At 40.2% G+C, this 17,215-nt stretch carries 15 protein-coding genes; 11 read left to right on the forward strand and 4 right to left on the reverse strand.

Annotated elements, in window-relative coordinates:
• Positions 1–53 precede the first annotated feature (53 nt).
• Both TPSD3_RS00250 and TPSD3_RS00255 read right to left on the reverse strand, forming a co-directional pair.
• Positions 54–3,971, reverse strand: a complete 3,918-nt coding sequence (locus tag TPSD3_RS00250) for a hybrid sensor histidine kinase/response regulator (RefSeq protein WP_086486595.1) — start codon at positions 3,969–3,971, stop codon at positions 54–56.
• 73 nt (positions 3,972–4,044) lie between these two features.
• Entirely contained in the window at positions 4,045–5,721 is a 1,677-nt protein-coding gene (locus TPSD3_RS00255; RefSeq protein WP_086486596.1) for a FimL-related protein, read from the reverse strand.
• A 222-nt stretch (positions 5,722–5,943) separates the two neighbouring features.
• Between TPSD3_RS00255 and TPSD3_RS00260 the strand changes: the two genes are divergently transcribed.
• Positions 5,944–6,252, forward strand: a complete 309-nt coding sequence (locus TPSD3_RS00260; protein WP_086486597.1) for a DUF6156 family protein — start codon at positions 5,944–5,946, stop codon at positions 6,250–6,252.
• Between the two features lie 42 nt (positions 6,253–6,294).
• Here the strand turns inward: TPSD3_RS00260 and TPSD3_RS00265 are convergent, their stop codons facing one another.
• Together TPSD3_RS00265 and TPSD3_RS00270 are read right to left on the reverse strand one after the other, a co-directional pair.
• The gene (locus TPSD3_RS00265) at positions 6,295–6,654 is read right to left on the reverse strand and encodes a PilZ domain-containing protein (RefSeq protein WP_086486598.1); all 360 of its coding nucleotides are present in this window, start codon (positions 6,652–6,654) and stop codon (positions 6,295–6,297) included.
• Between the two features lie 98 nt (positions 6,655–6,752).
• Complete coding sequence (locus TPSD3_RS00270) at positions 6,753–7,232, reverse strand: hypothetical protein (RefSeq protein ID WP_086486599.1); 480 nt, start codon at positions 7,230–7,232, stop codon at positions 6,753–6,755.
• A gap of 229 nt (positions 7,233–7,461) precedes the next feature.
• Between TPSD3_RS00270 and yajC the strand changes: the two genes are divergently transcribed.
• From yajC to TPSD3_RS00320, 10 genes are all read left to right on the forward strand, one after another.
• On the forward strand, positions 7,462–7,788 hold the full coding sequence (gene yajC / locus TPSD3_RS00275; protein ID WP_086486600.1) for a preprotein translocase subunit YajC: 327 nt from the start codon (positions 7,462–7,464) through the stop codon (positions 7,786–7,788).
• A gap of 47 nt (positions 7,789–7,835) precedes the next feature.
• Complete coding sequence (gene secD, locus TPSD3_RS00280) at positions 7,836–9,704, forward strand: protein translocase subunit SecD (RefSeq protein ID WP_086486601.1); 1,869 nt, start codon at positions 7,836–7,838, stop codon at positions 9,702–9,704.
• A gap of 18 nt (positions 9,705–9,722) precedes the next feature.
• A complete protein-coding gene (gene secF / locus TPSD3_RS00285; protein ID WP_086486602.1) occupies positions 9,723–10,679 on the forward strand; it encodes a protein translocase subunit SecF in 957 nt (318 codons plus the stop codon).
• Between the two features lie 114 nt (positions 10,680–10,793).
• Positions 10,794–12,191, forward strand: coding sequence for an ExeA family protein (locus tag TPSD3_RS00290; protein WP_217884321.1), 1,398 nt, complete (start codon positions 10,794–10,796; stop codon positions 12,189–12,191).
• 25 nt (positions 12,192–12,216) lie between these two features.
• Positions 12,217–12,453, forward strand: coding sequence for a hypothetical protein (locus TPSD3_RS00295; protein ID WP_086486604.1), 237 nt, complete (start codon positions 12,217–12,219; stop codon positions 12,451–12,453).
• 195 nt (positions 12,454–12,648) lie between these two features.
• Positions 12,649–13,227 (forward strand): tetratricopeptide repeat protein, encoded by a 579-nt coding sequence (locus TPSD3_RS00300; RefSeq protein ID WP_086486605.1) that lies wholly within the window; start codon positions 12,649–12,651, stop codon positions 13,225–13,227.
• The gene (ccmA, locus tag TPSD3_RS00305; protein ID WP_086486606.1) at positions 13,199–13,987 is read left to right on the forward strand and encodes a heme ABC exporter ATP-binding protein CcmA; all 789 of its coding nucleotides are present in this window, start codon (positions 13,199–13,201) and stop codon (positions 13,985–13,987) included. The genes TPSD3_RS00300 and ccmA overlap by 29 nt, the downstream gene beginning before the upstream one ends.
• Positions 13,984–16,038, forward strand: a complete 2,055-nt coding sequence (locus TPSD3_RS00310; RefSeq protein ID WP_086486607.1) for an ABC transporter permease subunit/CPBP intramembrane protease — start codon at positions 13,984–13,986, stop codon at positions 16,036–16,038. Before ccmA ends, TPSD3_RS00310 begins: the two co-directional genes overlap by 4 nt.
• Positions 16,039–16,962, forward strand: a complete 924-nt coding sequence (locus TPSD3_RS00315; protein WP_086486608.1) for an ABC transporter substrate-binding protein — start codon at positions 16,039–16,041, stop codon at positions 16,960–16,962.
• Complete coding sequence (locus TPSD3_RS00320; protein WP_140048443.1) at positions 16,911–17,195, forward strand: type 1 periplasmic-binding domain-containing protein; 285 nt, start codon at positions 16,911–16,913, stop codon at positions 17,193–17,195. Before TPSD3_RS00315 ends, TPSD3_RS00320 begins: the two co-directional genes overlap by 52 nt.
• Positions 17,196–17,215 lie beyond the last annotated feature (20 nt).

Below are 17,215 nucleotides of genomic sequence, written 5' to 3' on the forward strand. Positions count from 1 at the left end.
GAATGACTTAATTTTGTTACGAATTTATTGGCAGGGGCAATATTTAGCCTTTTCTATCCCGGCCGGACATCGCTTTGTTTACCGTTGCTGGCGGGGCGTTTACTGCTAACACTTTCGGCTAAAAGGGCGTTAATATTATCTAGTAATTCTGTTTCATTAAACGGTTTGCCTAAATAACGATTAATGCCGATTTTCTCCGCTTTATCCCGGTGTTTTGCACCGGTGCGCGACGTGATCATGATAATGGGAATATGTTTCAATTCTGGAGTATTTCTTACTTGCGTCGCTAATTCATAACCATCCATGCGCGGCATTTCTACGTCTAATAACATGAGATCGGGAATATGTTCTTGCAATTGAGCGACGGCATCCACACCGTCTTTAGCGGTCAACACTTCCATGCCTTGACGTTTTAACAAGCGCGCCGTCACTTTACGCACCGTAATCGAATCGTCCACCACCATGATGGTTTTAACGGGAGCTTTTTCTTCCACCACTTCTTCGGCGGCGCGTGCCATTTCGTAGTGAGAAAGCGTGGCTTCGGTACGAGTGAGCGTGGGAACGTCCAAAATCAACACCACACGCCCATCGCCTAAAATCGTTGCCCCCGCAATCCAGCGAATCGCCCCAATTTGCGGCCCCACCGTTTTTACCACCACTTCCTTACTGCCTTCAATCCCGTCAACTAAAAACGCCATCCGTCTATCTCCAGCACGCACCAATAAAGTGGGAATTAAAGGCATGTCAATAGAACTTTTCCCTAAACCTAATAACTCTCCCAAATGCAGCACACGATAATCATTATCCATATAACGATAGTACCGCACATCTTCAGCTTGTGCGGTATTAGACACATCGGTACGCGGTAAACGCATGACGGCATCCACATTGTTTAAAGGAATCGCTAATGTTTCCTCTCCAATATGAATTAATAAAGCCTGATTGATCGTTAAAGACAAAGGCAAACGAATCTCGAATAAAGTGCCTTCATTGGTTTTGGAATGAATTTGTAAAGAACCGCCTAATTGTTTCACTTCACTGTTCACCACATCCATACCCACACCGCGCCCTGAGACTTGAGTAATTTTTTGTGCGGTACTAAAGGACGGCTCTAAAATAAATTGCATCAATTCCTGATCGCTAATCACCGTGTCGGTTTTAATCATATTGCGCTCTTCGGCTTTGCGTCGAATGGCCAATAGATTTAATCCCGCGCCATCATCACTCAACTTGATAATTAAATCAGAGCCTTCTTTGGCTAATTGAATTTTTACTTGAGCCACTGTTGGTTTTCCCGCTTGTTGACGGGTTTCTGCATCTTCAATGCCGTGACCAATGGCGTTACGTAATAAATGTTCTAATGGCGCAACAATGCGATTTAACACCGTCCGCTCAAATTCAATATTTTCACCTTCAATCACAAATTCCACTTGTTTGCGTAATTCTCTTGCCGTTAAGCGAGAAATGCGCTGCAATCGCGGCGAAATTCGAGCAAAAGGAATCATGCGCGTGCGCATAATGCCTTCTTGCAATTCAGCCCCCACTCGTGATTGTTGAATCAATAACGCATCACTTTGACGAGTGAGCGTTTTCATAATATCTTGAATGCTTAATAAGTCACTAATCGTTTCCATTAAGCTGCGTGATAATTGTTGCATCACCGAGAAACGGTCTAATTCTAATGGATCAAATTCCTCATTACCGTCTTCTAAAGTTTCGGAGAAATGCGAAATAATTTGCGCTTCGGTTTCAATTTCTAAACGCCGTAATTGGTCACGCAAACGGGTCACCGTTTGTTCCATTTCTACCAAGTTATTTTTAACAGCGGCTTGCTGCTGTTCCATGTGCGCACGAGAAATGGACAATTCGCCTGCTAAATTGGTTAATTTATCAATGAGAGAAACGCGCACACGAATACGATCTTCCGAACCTTCGCTGTCTCGATCATCATCCAATTTTTCAGTACGCGAGGCTGGTTCTGGTTCAGCGGTGGGCTTAGTGGGGGTTGATTTCACGGGAGCGGGGCGCGACATACCCGGCGGCGGAGTCGCTGTTCCCACAACAGGCGGCGGCGTAGGAACGGAGCTTGGCGCGGCCACTTCCTCTCCCCCCCCCGATAAAGACGTATTAATCTGCGCAATCAAATCATTAGGCATTTCCAGCGGCACACCAGAACGCACCGCTTCTAACATTGCCGCTAATTCATCGACACTGGTTTGAACAATTTCTTGTAAGCGATTATTGGATTGTGCGTTGCCTTCGACGATTTTGGTGAGTACCGATTCCAGATGATGACTCAGATCGCCCATTGGCACGATGCCCACCATACGCGCTCCACCTTTAAGCGTGTGTAGCTCGCGTTGTAATTCTTTCATCAACTGCATATTTTGCGGCGAAGACTGCCAACGCTCTAACAAAGATTGCGTATTTTCTAAGATTTCTTCGGCTTCATCTAAGAAAATCGACATAAATTCATCGGTGGCATCGGGAACATCAGCAGGCGCGGTTTTGGGCGCGCTGTTAATGGTTGTATTAACCGTTTCGTTGGCCAAAGCGGCAACGGGCTTGGCTTGGGGATGCGCCTGTTGTTCTGCTTTGATGTCGTTGAGTAAATCGGTTTGTTCAGCGTCGCTGGGGGGATGACCGTCTAAAATCGCTTCAATCTGAGCAGTGGCATTGTGGAGCAAATCGTAAGTATCACGCGGCAATTCTCCGTCTCGATTTTCCAATTGACGACACAAGGTCTCCAACGGTGCGGCCAAATTCGCCACGGGCAATAAATTCACACTGCGCGAACTGCCGTTAAGTGTATGAAAAGCACGGATTAAATCTTGAGTGATGCGTGTTTCTTCGGGAGATTGTTCATAATCGTGTAAAAATTTCTTCAAAGCCACCAAATGTGTGGCCGCTTCTTTGCGGAAAATACCAAGTAGAACAGGATCAATCGCGTCATCCATTCCCGAAGCGGAACTTGTGGCATGACTGCTTTGATTTTCTGCTTCAAAATCAGACAGTTCTGATAATAAAGAAGAGTCATCATCAAAATCAGACATTGCCTCCGTTTCCAACGCTGACTCCGAATCCGCATCAGTGTCAGACAACATGGGCATGTCCTCTAAACGGGCTAATTCAGATAAATCCGCATCCTCGCCTAATTCGCTGACGAATTCATCCTCTAAAGCAGGCAAGTCTAAATTATCTTCTGAATTATCCATTAAATCAGGTAATGTTGTGTCTAATTCATTGTCTTGTGTCTGGTCTAAATCGGGTAAATGAAGATCATCGCTGGCTAATTCGGTTTCTTCAGAAATTTCGTTTAAATTATCCAAATCATCGGCATTGTCTAAATCGCCTAATTCGGGTAAAATTTCTGTCAAATCGCTGGACATTTCTGGAGAATCTATTTCTTCTTCCAAAGTGTCTTCTGGTTCATCTTCTAATTCAGGCATTGCGGGTGCGGGTTTAGCCGTCACTGCGGGCGCGGTGGGTTCAACGGTCTTAGTTTCAGCACTTTGGGTATCGGCCGAATCAAACTCACCCAAACTGGTGCCTTTACTGGTCAGCAAATAATCCACTTGAGAAATTAATAAAATTTGTTCATAAGTTGCAGGCTTTTGTGTTTTAAATTGCTGAATCATATCAGGCAACACACCTTCTACCCGCCCAACCACTTGCAAAACCAATTCAGTGGCGGGAAATGCACCTTCTAATACGCGATTTAATAAATTCTCAAATCGCCAACCCAATTCACCAATCGCCGTCGCACCGACTAAACGACCACTGCCTTTAAGCGTGTGGAAATTACGCCGTAGCGTTCGTAAAGATTCCTGATCGGTGGGATCATCTTGCCATGCGGCAAAACTGGCGACAATTTCACCCAAGACCTCTTCGGCTTCTTCCACAAAAATTTCGAGAATTTCTTCATCGACTTCATCAGAGGTTATTTGTTCTGGAATTTGTAGCAGTTTCATTGTTGCAAATCACCATGACTAGGGGCGAGCGGTTGTAAAAAGGTTATGCGGTAATTCTCATAAAAACAAGAGCTTATGCCGCAGCCAGCAAGATATTCAGGCGTTGTTGCGTTAATTTTAGAATATCACGCGCATCCATCGGATTGCCTGCCAACGTGTCTAAATACAATTCTAAACTCAACAGTACATCAGCTAAAGCTTTTTGTTGGGTTTCAGGGGGGACAGTATTATCCCGAATGAAAACCTGCTCAATATAGCGTCCACATTTCGCCAACAATACCGCTGCATCCGCGTGGGACATTAGCGATAAAAATCCTTGAATTTGTTTTAACCGATTAGGAACTTCTAATAGCTCTTCATCTTGATTTTGACTGTCAATAAAAGTCACTAATGGATGAATCACTTGTGACAATTCCGTTTTGGCTTCATTCACAGCCACATTAAGAATAATGTCGAATTGCGGCGTATCAGAAAAATCAGTGTCTGGGCTTTGTTGCAAGCGTTGGCGGGCATGAACCCCTTGCACGCCTAAAATATCTAACGCCGCATCAATTTTAAGTAAATTATTCGCAATATCGAGTAAAGCATTCAAATGGGCTTCACGTTTTCCTTCGACGATTTCTTTAATTAAGATCGCCTGTCCTAACATGGCTTTACGTTGCACCATTAAGCCCAACAATCCCAAAGTATTAGCCATGTCTTTTAACAGACCCACTAAGGGAGACAATTCAGTAACAGAAGGGTTATCCGCACGATTAAAAATATCCAACGTTTCTTCAACCCGCGCAAAATCGTCTTTTAATAAAGTCACAACGATTTTCATTAACTCAATATCAGGGCCTGCAAAAATCAAACGGGCTGATTGTAAAGCGGCTTCTGATGGCGCGTAATCATCTAATTTAAAAGCCGTTTTAATCGCTGCAATCTGTTTACCGCGTGAACGGGCATGAGCCGCGTAATAAAGCAAATTGGTTAAAACGGCTTTCGGTGGAGCTACGCGCAATGCGGCGTTGCCATGATCGGCGATTTGTTTAATAATGGCATCGATTTGTTTGAGTAGATTTACAATGGCATTATTAACGTCTAAACCCTTTTGCAATAAGGCTTCTAAAATGCCTTCTGTCACCCACCAAATCTTAGTCACAGGAGCTTGGCCTGTGGCCTGTTGCATTCGCTGCATGACCGTGTAGATAAATTTAATCCCTTCAGGTTCTTTAGGCTGTTTAATTAAAGCCATTAAGCCTTTTTGATACGCGGCTCGCATCTTATTGGCATAATCTTTTAATTTGTCATCCGGTAAATTAGGGGCTTTGGCCGCAGGAACGGGTAAAGATAAATCTGGAGTAAAAAATTGATTGGCCGTTAAGGCGGGCTGCTCGCGCAATTCGCGTAAACTATTTAATTGTGGTAATAATGCCAGCGGAATATCTTGTTGAACAATGGCTAAATGATCCAGATAATTAGGTAATTGAATTAAAGCCTGCATTAATACATCATAGGTACGCTCATTATTGGCAATCTTCCCTGCCAGTAGGACTTGAATGGTGGCCTCGACTTCTTTCACCAGTAATGCAGCCGTTTGTAGATCAAGAATATTTAACACGCCACGAATCTCGTGCAACCAAATGATGCCTTGTTGTAAAGGTGCCGTGTCGCTGGGATTTTCCACAAATTGCTCTAAGGCTTGTCGGGTTTGCTTTAAACTGTCGTCAATTGTGGTTTTTACCCATGTTAGGGCTGCGTGCTTCATTGATTTACCAATTTTCCAGTAATGAAGGGGTTAATGAGGATCGAAATGATCTTTTTTAAGCGTCTTTCTCGCAGGCGCGCTTACTATGATAGCAGATAATTAGTGTAAGTCATTTACTTTTTGTGAGTGAGCGTTGAGAATGTCGTGGAGAGCGATTCAGCAACCTGCCTGATATGTGCTACCATTTATTTGTTTTACTCCATTTCTCATGAGAGCGTGATCATGACTCAAGATCAAGATTTAATGTGTCGCCATTTTAATACGTATAGCGGGGTCAAATTGCCATTGAATTTACTCAATGAATTAACCCCACAAGACATTGCCAATCGCAACACTTATTTTAACGGTTATTTTGATAAGCAACAACGTCTAGTGTGTTGTGAAAAGATCGTGTATGGCGATGTGGAATTAAAACACGATTATACTTATCATCCCAATGGCTTATTAAAGCAAGCAAACATCACAGATTCCGACGGCGAATTAAGCGTTATAGAATTTGATGAACAGGGGACAAAAATAGAAACAGATTAGGTTGTATTTTAATTTGATTTTTATCTGTTTTTTTTAATGGAATTAACGCAGTTTATAGTAGTTTTCAATGCGCACTAATTCGTCTAACATTTCTGCTTTTTTTGCCATAAATTCCACCCCAATATCGTAAAGAACAGGTGAGTGTTCGAGGGAATTTTTATCTGATAAAAGATGACACCATATTACTTTACCAATAAAGGTAAAAGGCGAGTCTGCTTTAATGTGAATGTGTAAAAGTGTGCCTTCTTTCCATGCTTTTTCAGAGGTAAAAGCCAATCCACCTAAACTGACATTTTTGGTATAAACCGCTTCAACAGCGGCTTGTTCACCTGCTCTGGAAATGGTTTGTACGGTCAACGGAATGCACATTGGATGTCGATGAAATTGTCGTCTTGTGGTCATTGCTCACTCCGTTATTGTAAAAACAATTTGTTGTGCTTATGGCAGGGATAACGTATAAAAAACGTTATCCCTTTATCGATCATTGTGGTCAATAGGCGTTAAAATAAAATGCGTTCTTCAAAATATTTTACCCGCTGACTGGCTTCTAACATCGCCGGTGTCACCACCTTAATTCCTTCCCGATCCAACGCAATACTCCCCAATCCCATTAGAGAATTGGGTGGGGTAATGGTCACCCAAAAACCACTAGAAGAAATGCTAAATGTGACTTCATATTGTTCAGCCATCACTTTGGCAGAATCACTGCGTTTATCGCGCATTTGCTGGTGAAATTCATCCACCCGCAAGAAGACTTGAGCCAAGGCTTCTGCCTCACTGGGCGTGAGTTTTAAACGGCCACCTGTCACACGTTGTGTGGCTTTAAGTATGACATAACTGCCTTCTGGAGTCTTTTCAATGTCCAATGCAGCCCGCCCCGCCGCCGCAATATTCCATGTAAACGTGTATTGACTGACTTCAAAACCCGCCGCCGTCATACTCCACAATCCCAATAGCAACACCATAATGGTTGTTTTCATAATACACTCCTATGAATTTTCACAGCACGACTCTCGTTATCCCGACAATTCGCCCATATAACGCGAGGGCGACTTGCCCAAATAGTAGGAAACAGTTTAAATTAAATAGCGTTTAAATTCAAAATGTTATTTTTGCAACCACACAAATTGTACTCAGCTAATGAGCAGACGCAATAAATATGGCATAATGTCAAGTTCATCTTGCTTAAAACAACAGAAGGAATTTTAGATGGATTTTTTAATTCAACCCGCATTTGCCCAAGACGCAGCCGCTTCTGGTGGTGGTTTAGCCAGTTTAATACCACTGGTTTTATTATTTGTGGTGTTTTATTTCTTACTCATTCGTCCCCAGACAAAACGAGTAAAAGAACACAAACAAATGGTCGAAGCATTAGCGAAAGGCGATGAAGTGGTCACTAATGGCGGTTTATTGGGTAAAATTACCGAATTAGGAGATAATTTTCTTGTTATCGAAATTGCAACCGGTGTTGAAGTGAAAATTCAACGCATGTCTGTGGCTGCTGTCTTGCCTAAAGGCACGATGAAAACATTATAAAGGCAACCTGTTATTCACCACTTAACCTTTTCTTAGAAGTTTGTTTAATGAACCAGTATCCTCTTTGGAAATATCTGCTCATAGGTAGCGTTATTTTTATCTGTAGCCTATACGCCCTTCCCAATCTATTTGGCGAAGACCCTGCCGTGCAAATCTCCCCGCCTTATGCGCGAGATGTCAAAATTGATGACTCGGTGCGTGAGATGGTTGCGGCTAAATTAACCGAATTAAATTTGGAGTTTAAAGAAATCGAAATGACTCCCGAAAGATTGTTGGTACGTTTTTCTAATACGGATCAGCAATTATTGGCTTATACTGAGTTATTAAAAGCCTTACCGGGATATATTGTGGCGCAAAATTTAGCTCCAGCGACACCCTCATGGCTGATTGCTTTGGGCGCGAAACCCATGTATTTGGGATTGGATTTACGCGGTGGGGTGCATTTCTTAATGGCCGTGGATATGAAATCGGCTCTTGTTCAAGACGAAGAACGTTATATTAATGATTTTCGTAATGTGTTGCGCGAACAAAAAATTCGCTATCGAGGAATTAACCGTTTGCCCGGAGAATCTGGGGGCATTCGGCTCAGTTTTAGTGATGCAGAATTGCGAGAACAAGCACGAAAATTTATAGCCAAAGATTATTCTGAATTAATGATCACAGAATTTGACGGCACTGATGATTATCAATTGCATTTGCAATTTACTGAGAAAGCCTTAGAGGAAAATCGCCAACAAGCGGTGGAACAAAACATTACCACTTTGCGTAATCGTGTGAATGAATTAGGGGTTGCGGAACCGATTATTCAACGTCAAGGCACAGATCGAATTGTGGTGCAATTGCCCGGCGTGCAAGACACTGCCCGCGCTAAGGAAATTCTAGGGGCGACGGCGACATTAGAATTTCGTTTGACCGAAGGCGATATGCAGGCGTGGCAAGAAGCCCAAAGCAGCGGCCGTGCGCCTGTCAATGCGCGCTTATATCAACGTCGTGACGGCGCACCGGTGTTGTTAAAACGCAGCGTCATCGTGACGGGAGACCAAATCAATGACGCGGCTTCAACCATCGATCAACGCTCTGGCAGCCCTGCAACTGTCGTACGATTAGACAGCAAAGGCGCAAACCGTATGTTAGAAACCACCCGCGACAATGTCGGTAAACCGATGGCAGTGGTTTTTATTGAATATAAAACTGAAACCAGTGTGGTCAATGGACAGGAAGTTAAATCCCGTAAAAAAGTAGAAGAAGTGATTAATGTGGCCACGATTCAAGAGGCTTTTGGGCGCAATTTTCAAATCACGGGTTTAACCTCAGCCGAAGCGCATAATTTAGCCTTATTATTGCGGGCAGGCGCATTAAAAGCTCCTATGGAAATCATTGAGGAACGCACCATTGGCCCCAGCTTAGGTCAAGAGAATATTAATCAAGGTTTAATTTCTGTGATGATTGCTTTTCTTGTCGTGATGTTTTTCATGTTTTTGCGTTATCACATTTTTGGCTTAATTGCCAATGTGGCATTAATGTTAAATGTGGTGGTATTGGTGGCTTTATTGTCTTTATTACAAGCGACTTTAACTTTACCGGGGATTGCGGGTATTGTTTTAACGTTGGGGATGGCGGTTGATGCCAATGTTTTAATCTTTGAGCGTACCCGTGAGGAGATTGCTAATGGCAACAGTCCACAAAATAGCATTACTTCGGGTTTTGATCGGGCATTTACCACCATTTTTGACTCGAATTTAACCACTTTGATTGCGGCGTTAATGCTTTTCAGTTTTGGTACGGGGCCGATTAAAGGTTTTGCGATTACTTTATCCTTAGGAATTATTTCATCCATGTTCACTGCGATTTTAGTGAGTCGTGGCATTATCAATTATTTCTACGGTAATCGTCGTTTGCAACGTTTGCCTGTTTAATGTGAGAGAAAAAGAATTATGTTTAATTTTTTACATCGTTTTGATTACAACTATGATTTTCTCTCTAAACGGAAAATTGCAGTGGCGATTTCTGCCTTTTTGTTTGTTGTTTCCCTATTAGCGATTGGCTTTCGTGGGCTTAATTTCGGGATTGATTTTACGGGCGGTACGTTGGTTGAAGTTGGCTATACTCAAGCGGCTGAATTGGAGAATATTCGCACGCGATTATCGAGTAACGGTTTTAGTGATGCGACGGTGCAGAATTTCGGCTCCTCAACTGAAGTATTAATTCGTCTAGGTATTCATGAAGAATATAATAATGAGCAGTTAAGCAATCGCGTCTTAGAAATTCTTAAAGATGGCGGTGTCGAAGTGCAAATGCGCCGTGTTGAGTTTGTTGGCCCGCAAGTGGGTAAAGAACTGGTAGAAGACGGTGGTTTAGCGGTTATTTATACCTTAATTGGTATTTTAATTTATGTGGCTTTTCGTTTTGAATATCGCTTTGCTGTGGGGGCAATTATCGCTTTGGTACACGATACGGTAATCACGGTGGGTTTATTTGCCGTGACGCACATGCAATTTGATTTAACGGTATTGGCGGCGGTATTGGCGGTGATTGGTTATTCATTAAATGATACCATTGTGGTTTTTGATCGGGTGCGGGATAATTTCTTAAAAATGCGTAAGCAAAGCGTAGAAGAAATTGTTAATCGCTCGATTAATCAAATGTTAGGGCGAAGTGTCATGACTTCGTTGACAACTTTGTTAGTGTTGATCGTTTTATTTTTATTAGGAGGCGAGTTAATTCACGGCTTTGCGACGGCGTTAATTGTTGGGATTGTGGTGGGGACATATTCCTCTATCTATATTGCCAGCGTGGCCGCATTGGCATTAGGAATTAACCGAAATGATTTATTACCTCCTGTTAAAGAAGGTGCGGATCAACCTCCCCAACGTGAGATAGATCAGCCTTAGTAAAATACACTAAATAAAGGTACTCATGCCACTTTAAGAAAAGGGATAACGTAACTGGAAAAAGTTGTGTTATCCCTCTTTTTTTCACTCTTAATTATAATAAACGGTATTGTCATGATGTATCATGATTTTTTTGGTTTAAATGCGCCTCCTTTTAAAATTACGCCAGACCCGCAATTATTTTATACAGGCGGCTATCGCGGTCTAGCTTTAGAAGCCTTAATATACGCCATTTTGCACGGCGAAGGCATTGTGAAAGTGGTAGGAGAAGTGGGCAGTGGAAAAACCATGTTATGCCGCATGTTAGAGCGAAAATTGCCTGCGTCGGTATTAATTATTTATTTGGCGAATCCCAGCTTATCGCCAGAGCTAATTCTACATGCAATTGCCTTTGAAATGAATTTGCCCATCTGCACAGAAACAAACCGTTTAGAGGTGATGCGCCATTTACAACACAGCTTATTACAACACCACAGCGAAAATCGGCAAGTGGTTATTTTTATTGAAGAAGCGCAAAGTATGCCTGTAGCCACTTTGGAAGAAATTCGTTTATTAAGTAATTTAGAAACAGCGCACGATAAATTATTGCAAATTGTTTTATTCGGACAACCTGAATTAGATGAATTATTATCTGCACCGCATATTTGTCAATTAAAAGAAAGAATTACACACAGTATTTATTTAATGCCACTGCATGAAAACGACATTCAAGATTATTTATATTTTAGAATGCAATCGGTGGGCTATCGCGGCTTACCTGTTTTTACTAAAAAAGCCATTCATACTTTATATTATTATTCTCAAGGTTTGATGCGACGCATTAATATATTAGCCGATAAATCGTTATTAGCCGCTTATATGGATAATCAACAATGTGTTCAAGTGAAACATGTGAAAAGAGCCGCTCAAGACAGCGGTTTTATCGTAAAAACAAAATTTAAATCATTCTCCAGTTTTATTTTAATAACGGTGATAGCCATTTTAATTATTAGCGCGTTTTGGTTTTTACCACATGGCTCTTATTGGAAGCAATGGTTAGCTCAATATGTCATTAAAAATGAACCTCGTGAAATGACGCATCCTGTTGTCATAGAACCCGTGACAGAAACAGTTCAATTAACGCCCATTGAAACAGATATTAAACCTGAGAATAAACCCACCGAAACGCCTCCCAATACCATCACAATTACTTTAATATTACCCGAATTATTACAGGAACGCCTTAAAGCCAGTGAATTATGGTTACAAAACAGCAATTCACAGCACTATAGTATTCAAATTTTGCGTACTTCTTATCAAAAAACAATGGAATTAACACAATTTTTACAGCGAGAAGAATTAGCTCCTTTATTGCCCACTTTATTTTTATACCATAAAGATCAACAATGGAGCGTTTTTTATGGTACATTTGCTGATGAAAATAGTGCGTTATTAGCGATAAATGAATTGCCCGAAAATATCCGTCAGAATCGCCCTTATGTGCGGCGTTTATCAACTTTAATGACACCATGATGAGTGGGATAGGAAAACGATAATTATGAGTGATGAGAGCATTTATTTATTATTGTCAATTATTGTATTAAGTCTTTTGCTATTTCCTTTTGTGACGCGCTTAATTTGGATATTAAGTGTACGTCGTTTGCAGCGAAAATGGAAACGGGAATTAAACGAAATTGAATTAAAAGGACAATTACAGCGCGCTCGAATAATTAGCTTATTTTTTGTTTTATTTTTCTCGTTTCTTTTTAATGTCTCACTGCTATACCAAAATTAAGTCATTCATAAAATTTTTCTGTCAGAATCAGAATTTACAGAATTTTAGGATTTTCAGAATTAAAGAATAAAAAATCTGTTTAAAATAAATGACTTGCAAGAATAAATTTTGAAAATTATTTAATTCTGTAAATTCTGATTCTGACAAAATAAAGGTTTTATAAATCACATCATCTTGCTATAGGAATTAAATAGGATGGATGAAAAATTTTATCTTTTTTTAAAATGGACAGCGATTAGCATGGCAGTGATGTGGATTGGCTGGACGATTTATGACAGTTATTTTTCGCATCGCAATCCCGGCGATACGACTTATTTATCAGCGGAATATTCTTTTGCTGATGGTCGTTATCAAGATGCTTTACATGGTTTTAATGAAGTATTAGCGCAAAATAATGATCATTTTCACGCATTAAGTGGAAAAGCGCGTACTTTATTACGGTTAGAACGTTATTCAGAGGCGTTAATGGCGTTTAATGATGTCATTATGCGTGACCCTAATTTTGCGCCTAATTATGCCAATCGCGGCATTTTACATGACCATTTAGGGAATTATGAAAAAGCTCTTGCAGATTATCGACATGCCTTGCAACTAGACCCTGATTTAGCCAAAGGGCCGGGCTGGCTCACGCGCTTTTTTCGCTTGCAAACCGAAAAACCCCCCACCATTGCTAGCCGTGCTGATTATTTGTCGATTCAATTGGCAAAGCCCGCTCATGAACGTGAATTAAAGAAGCCTGAAGAAGATGCTAAACAACGACCTTATCAACAGTAAATTAGACCCTTTAAATCCAGCAATTCATGTTAAGCATTTAAGCAAAACTTATGGTGAATTTAAAGCGGTTAAAAACATTTCTTTTTCGGCGCAATCGGGACAAATTGTTGGCTTATTAGGCCCGAATGGGGCGGGAAAAACCACCACATTGCGCCTATTGGCAGGAATTATGGCCATGAGTGCGGGTCAAATTGAAATTTGTGGTTATGATATTTCTCAACATTTATTTGAAGTGCGGCGGCGTATTGGTTTTCTATCAGGCGATACCCAATTATATCGCCGTTTATCGCCGCGAGAAAATATGAATTATTTTGGTTTATTGCATCAATTACCGCCCGCACAATTGAAACAACGTATTGAGCAATTAATAGAACAATTTGAAATGCAATCTTTTGCACATCGTCCAGTTGAGAAATTATCCAGTGGACAAAAGCAACGTGCCAATATTGCCAGAATATTGGTACATCAACCGAGAGTGCTTATTTTAGATGAAATTACTGCTTCATTGGATATTATTAGCAGTCAATTTATGATGGACTTTTTAAAACAAGAAAAACAACGTGGCTGTAGCATTTTATTTTCCACCCATATTATGAGTGAAGCAGAATATTTATGTGATCATATTTTACTGCTATATCAAGGAGATATCTTAGACGAAGGTTCACCAGAACAATTAATGCAACAAAGCCAAGCCGCTAATTTGACGGAGGCTTTTTTACACCAAATTAAACATTATTCTCAACAAGGAAATTTGCCATGAACTGGCCACGTCGTTCGATTATTTTAACCATATTTTACACCGAAATTTTAAAGGTTATGCGGGATCGTGTGACTTTATTTTTTAGCTTAATTTTACCGTTAATACTGTGGCCTTTATTGGCGTTATTAATGACGCAAACGATTATTAATCATTTTTTACGAGTAGAAAGTGAAGTGTCTAAAATTGCGATTATCAGTGATTTACAAAAATTACCTGATAGTTTATTACATGAATTAGAAAATAACGATAAATTAACCCTACTCGATGCTTCTCATCCATTGACAAAGGAATTAAATATAGAAAATCGTCAAGGCATAGAGCAAATGATTAATGATCATGAATTTAATGCGCTATTACTGATTAATCCTATTGATATTATTGAACATGAGAAAATCATTAATTACCATGTTTCTATTCTTTTCGATTCCACCCAAACGGCATCTAATAAAGCAGCGAATCGTTTGCGGGAAATATTGAACGAATGGAAAAATAAAGTTGTCACGGATCGTTTAATTCAACAAGGTTTAGCCCAAAGCTATATTGAACCATTAACGGTGGTGCGAGAAAATTTAGCCACTTCGCAAAAACAATCGCGTAGCCATTTGGGGGGATTATTGCCTTATGTGCTGGTGATTATGTTGCTTGTGGGCAGTTTTCACCCTGCGATTGAAGTGACTGCTGGAGAAAAAGAACATGGCACATTACCCACTTTATTATCGACTCCCGTTTATGATGTGGAATTGGTTTTAGGAAAATATTTTGCGATTGTCTTAATTGCCATTGCCAGTGTCACGGCTAATATTATCGGTATTGCCAGTGTTTTATTTTTTGGTTTGGGACAGACGGATTTAAATTTAAGTTTTTCTTTATTAGCTGTTATTTTTTTAATTTTATTGCCATTGGCGTTTTTATTTTCTGCGGCGACAATGAGTGTGGCCGTTTTTGCTAATAGTTATCGAGAAGGACAAAACTTATTAGCTCCGTTAATGATTGTGGGAATGTTACCTGCATTGACTTCGTTAATTCCTGATTTAGAATTAACTTTTACGTTAGCCTTGTTACCGGGCTTTAATGTCGCTATTTTAATTAAACAATTATTAATTCAACCGATTGATCCTTTATTGATTTTTTTAACGGTTTTTTCTAATGCCGTTTTTGCTTTATTTGCTTTAATATTAATCACTAAGATTTTTGCCAGTGAACCTGTTATTTTTGCGGGACAAAGTTTATTGCATCGTTTATTGTCCTTTAGACCGTATGAAAACCGTTTTCCCACTGCCAATACTGGTTTTTTTATTTATCTCATTCTACTCATTTTAACGTTTTATGCTTCACTGGGTTTAGCCCGTTTTGGTTTGCATGTTCAAGTGCCAGTTATGCAATTGGGGTTATTTCTTGGATTGCCGTTATTATTAGCGTGGTATTTTCGTTGGCCGATACGCCAGATTTTTTCTCTTAAAAAGCCGACTTTTATTTTAATTATTGCTGCAATTTTTATTGGGTCTACGGCATGGTTGGCATTGAGTTGGGTGTTGCAATTAACTCCACCACCGCCCGAATTTACGCAGAAAATGCTTGATTTATTAAGCCTCACCGACAACCAATATAGCTTATTTGTGCATTTGTTGTTAATTGCTTTATTACCGGGGCTATGTGAAGAATTTGCGTTTCGTGGTTTATTATTATCCAGTTTTTTACGTCGTTTTTCTCCATTGTGGGCGATTGTTTTAACCGCAATTTGTTTTGGTTTAGCGCACATGTCTTTATATCGATTTATTCCAACTGCTTTATTAGGTCTTTTATTGGGTTATGTGGTGTGGAAAACAGGATCAATTTGGTTAGCCGTGATTATTCATACTTTAAATAATGCCAGCACTTTATTAATTACTCGTTATTTATCCGATTCAGAAACGGGACAGATTGTCACTGACATTGAAATTTCGGGATTATGGGTATTATTGGCGATGATTTTATGTGCGTTGGGGTTGTGGTTAATTTCTGTTTTTTCTCAAGCAAATATTTCCCCATTTTTGAAAAGAGAAGGGTCATAAATGAAAAGTATTAACTTGTTTTCTCTATTGTGTTTTTCTTTACTTTTATTTAGCTTCATTGTTTCTGCTGATATTAAAGAAGAGATAGAACCTATTAAAATTGCGGTGATTATGCCCAAAACGGGCAATGCCGCTTCTTACAATTACAGCGGCTTAATGGGCGTGCGTTTTGCGGTGGCTTTATTAAATCAACAAGGCGGGCTTTTAAATCGCCCCATTGAGTTAATAGAATTCGACAATCAAAGTAGCCCTATTGGCTCTAAAGTGGCGGCGGATATGGCTGTGCAGCAGCAAGTGCATGGTGTGATTGGTCCCGGTTGGAGTTCGCACGCGCTTGGCAGTGCGCCGGTGTTGCAGCAAGCGGGAATTCCTATGATTTCTGCCAATGCCACGATTGATCAATTGACAGAAATGGGTGACTATATTTTTCGCGCTTGCTTTATCGATACTTTACAAGGAACATTATTGGCAGAATTTGCCAGAAAAGTATTAATGGCAGAAACGGCGGTTATTTTTGTCAATATTCGCAGTGATTATAGCATGGCTTTATCAGAAAAGTTTAAAACTATTTTTGAGCAATTAGGGGGAAAAATTAGCCTAGAGATTGAGTATCAAGAAAGACATCGTGATTTTCGTCCTTTATTGCGTTCTGTCATGATGTTGCAACCTGATTTATTATTTGTTCCCAGTTATGACGAAATTATTTTATTTACAGAACATGCTAATGATTTAGATTTTAGACCCATTATATTGGGTGGAGATGGCTGGCCACGGGAAGGATTTAATAAAACTATGCTGGGTTTTTTTAGCACACATTGGACTTCAGAAACAGCAGATGAATCTACTCTAGCCTTATCACAACAATTTATTGAATGGCAACAGCAAGAAATGGTCCAATTCCTATTGATTCTGAGGTGGTATTAGCCCGCGATGCGGTTTATTTATTGGCTGATGCCATTACTCGCGCCAATAGCTCAAATCCTGCCGATATTCGCAAAGCTTTGGCAGAAACTAAAGGATTTCAGGGCATCACAGGAGAAATTACTTTTGATGAATTAGGCAATCCAATTAAACCTGTTATTATCATGCGAATGTTTCAAGGAAAAGCCAGTTATTATCAATCACTACTTCCACCTGATTTTATTATTACAGAATAACTATTTTTCATTGGATGATA

Source organism: Thioflexithrix psekupsensis (assembly GCF_002149925.1).
Classification (GTDB): Bacteria; Pseudomonadota; Gammaproteobacteria; order Beggiatoales; family Beggiatoaceae; genus Thioflexithrix; species Thioflexithrix psekupsensis.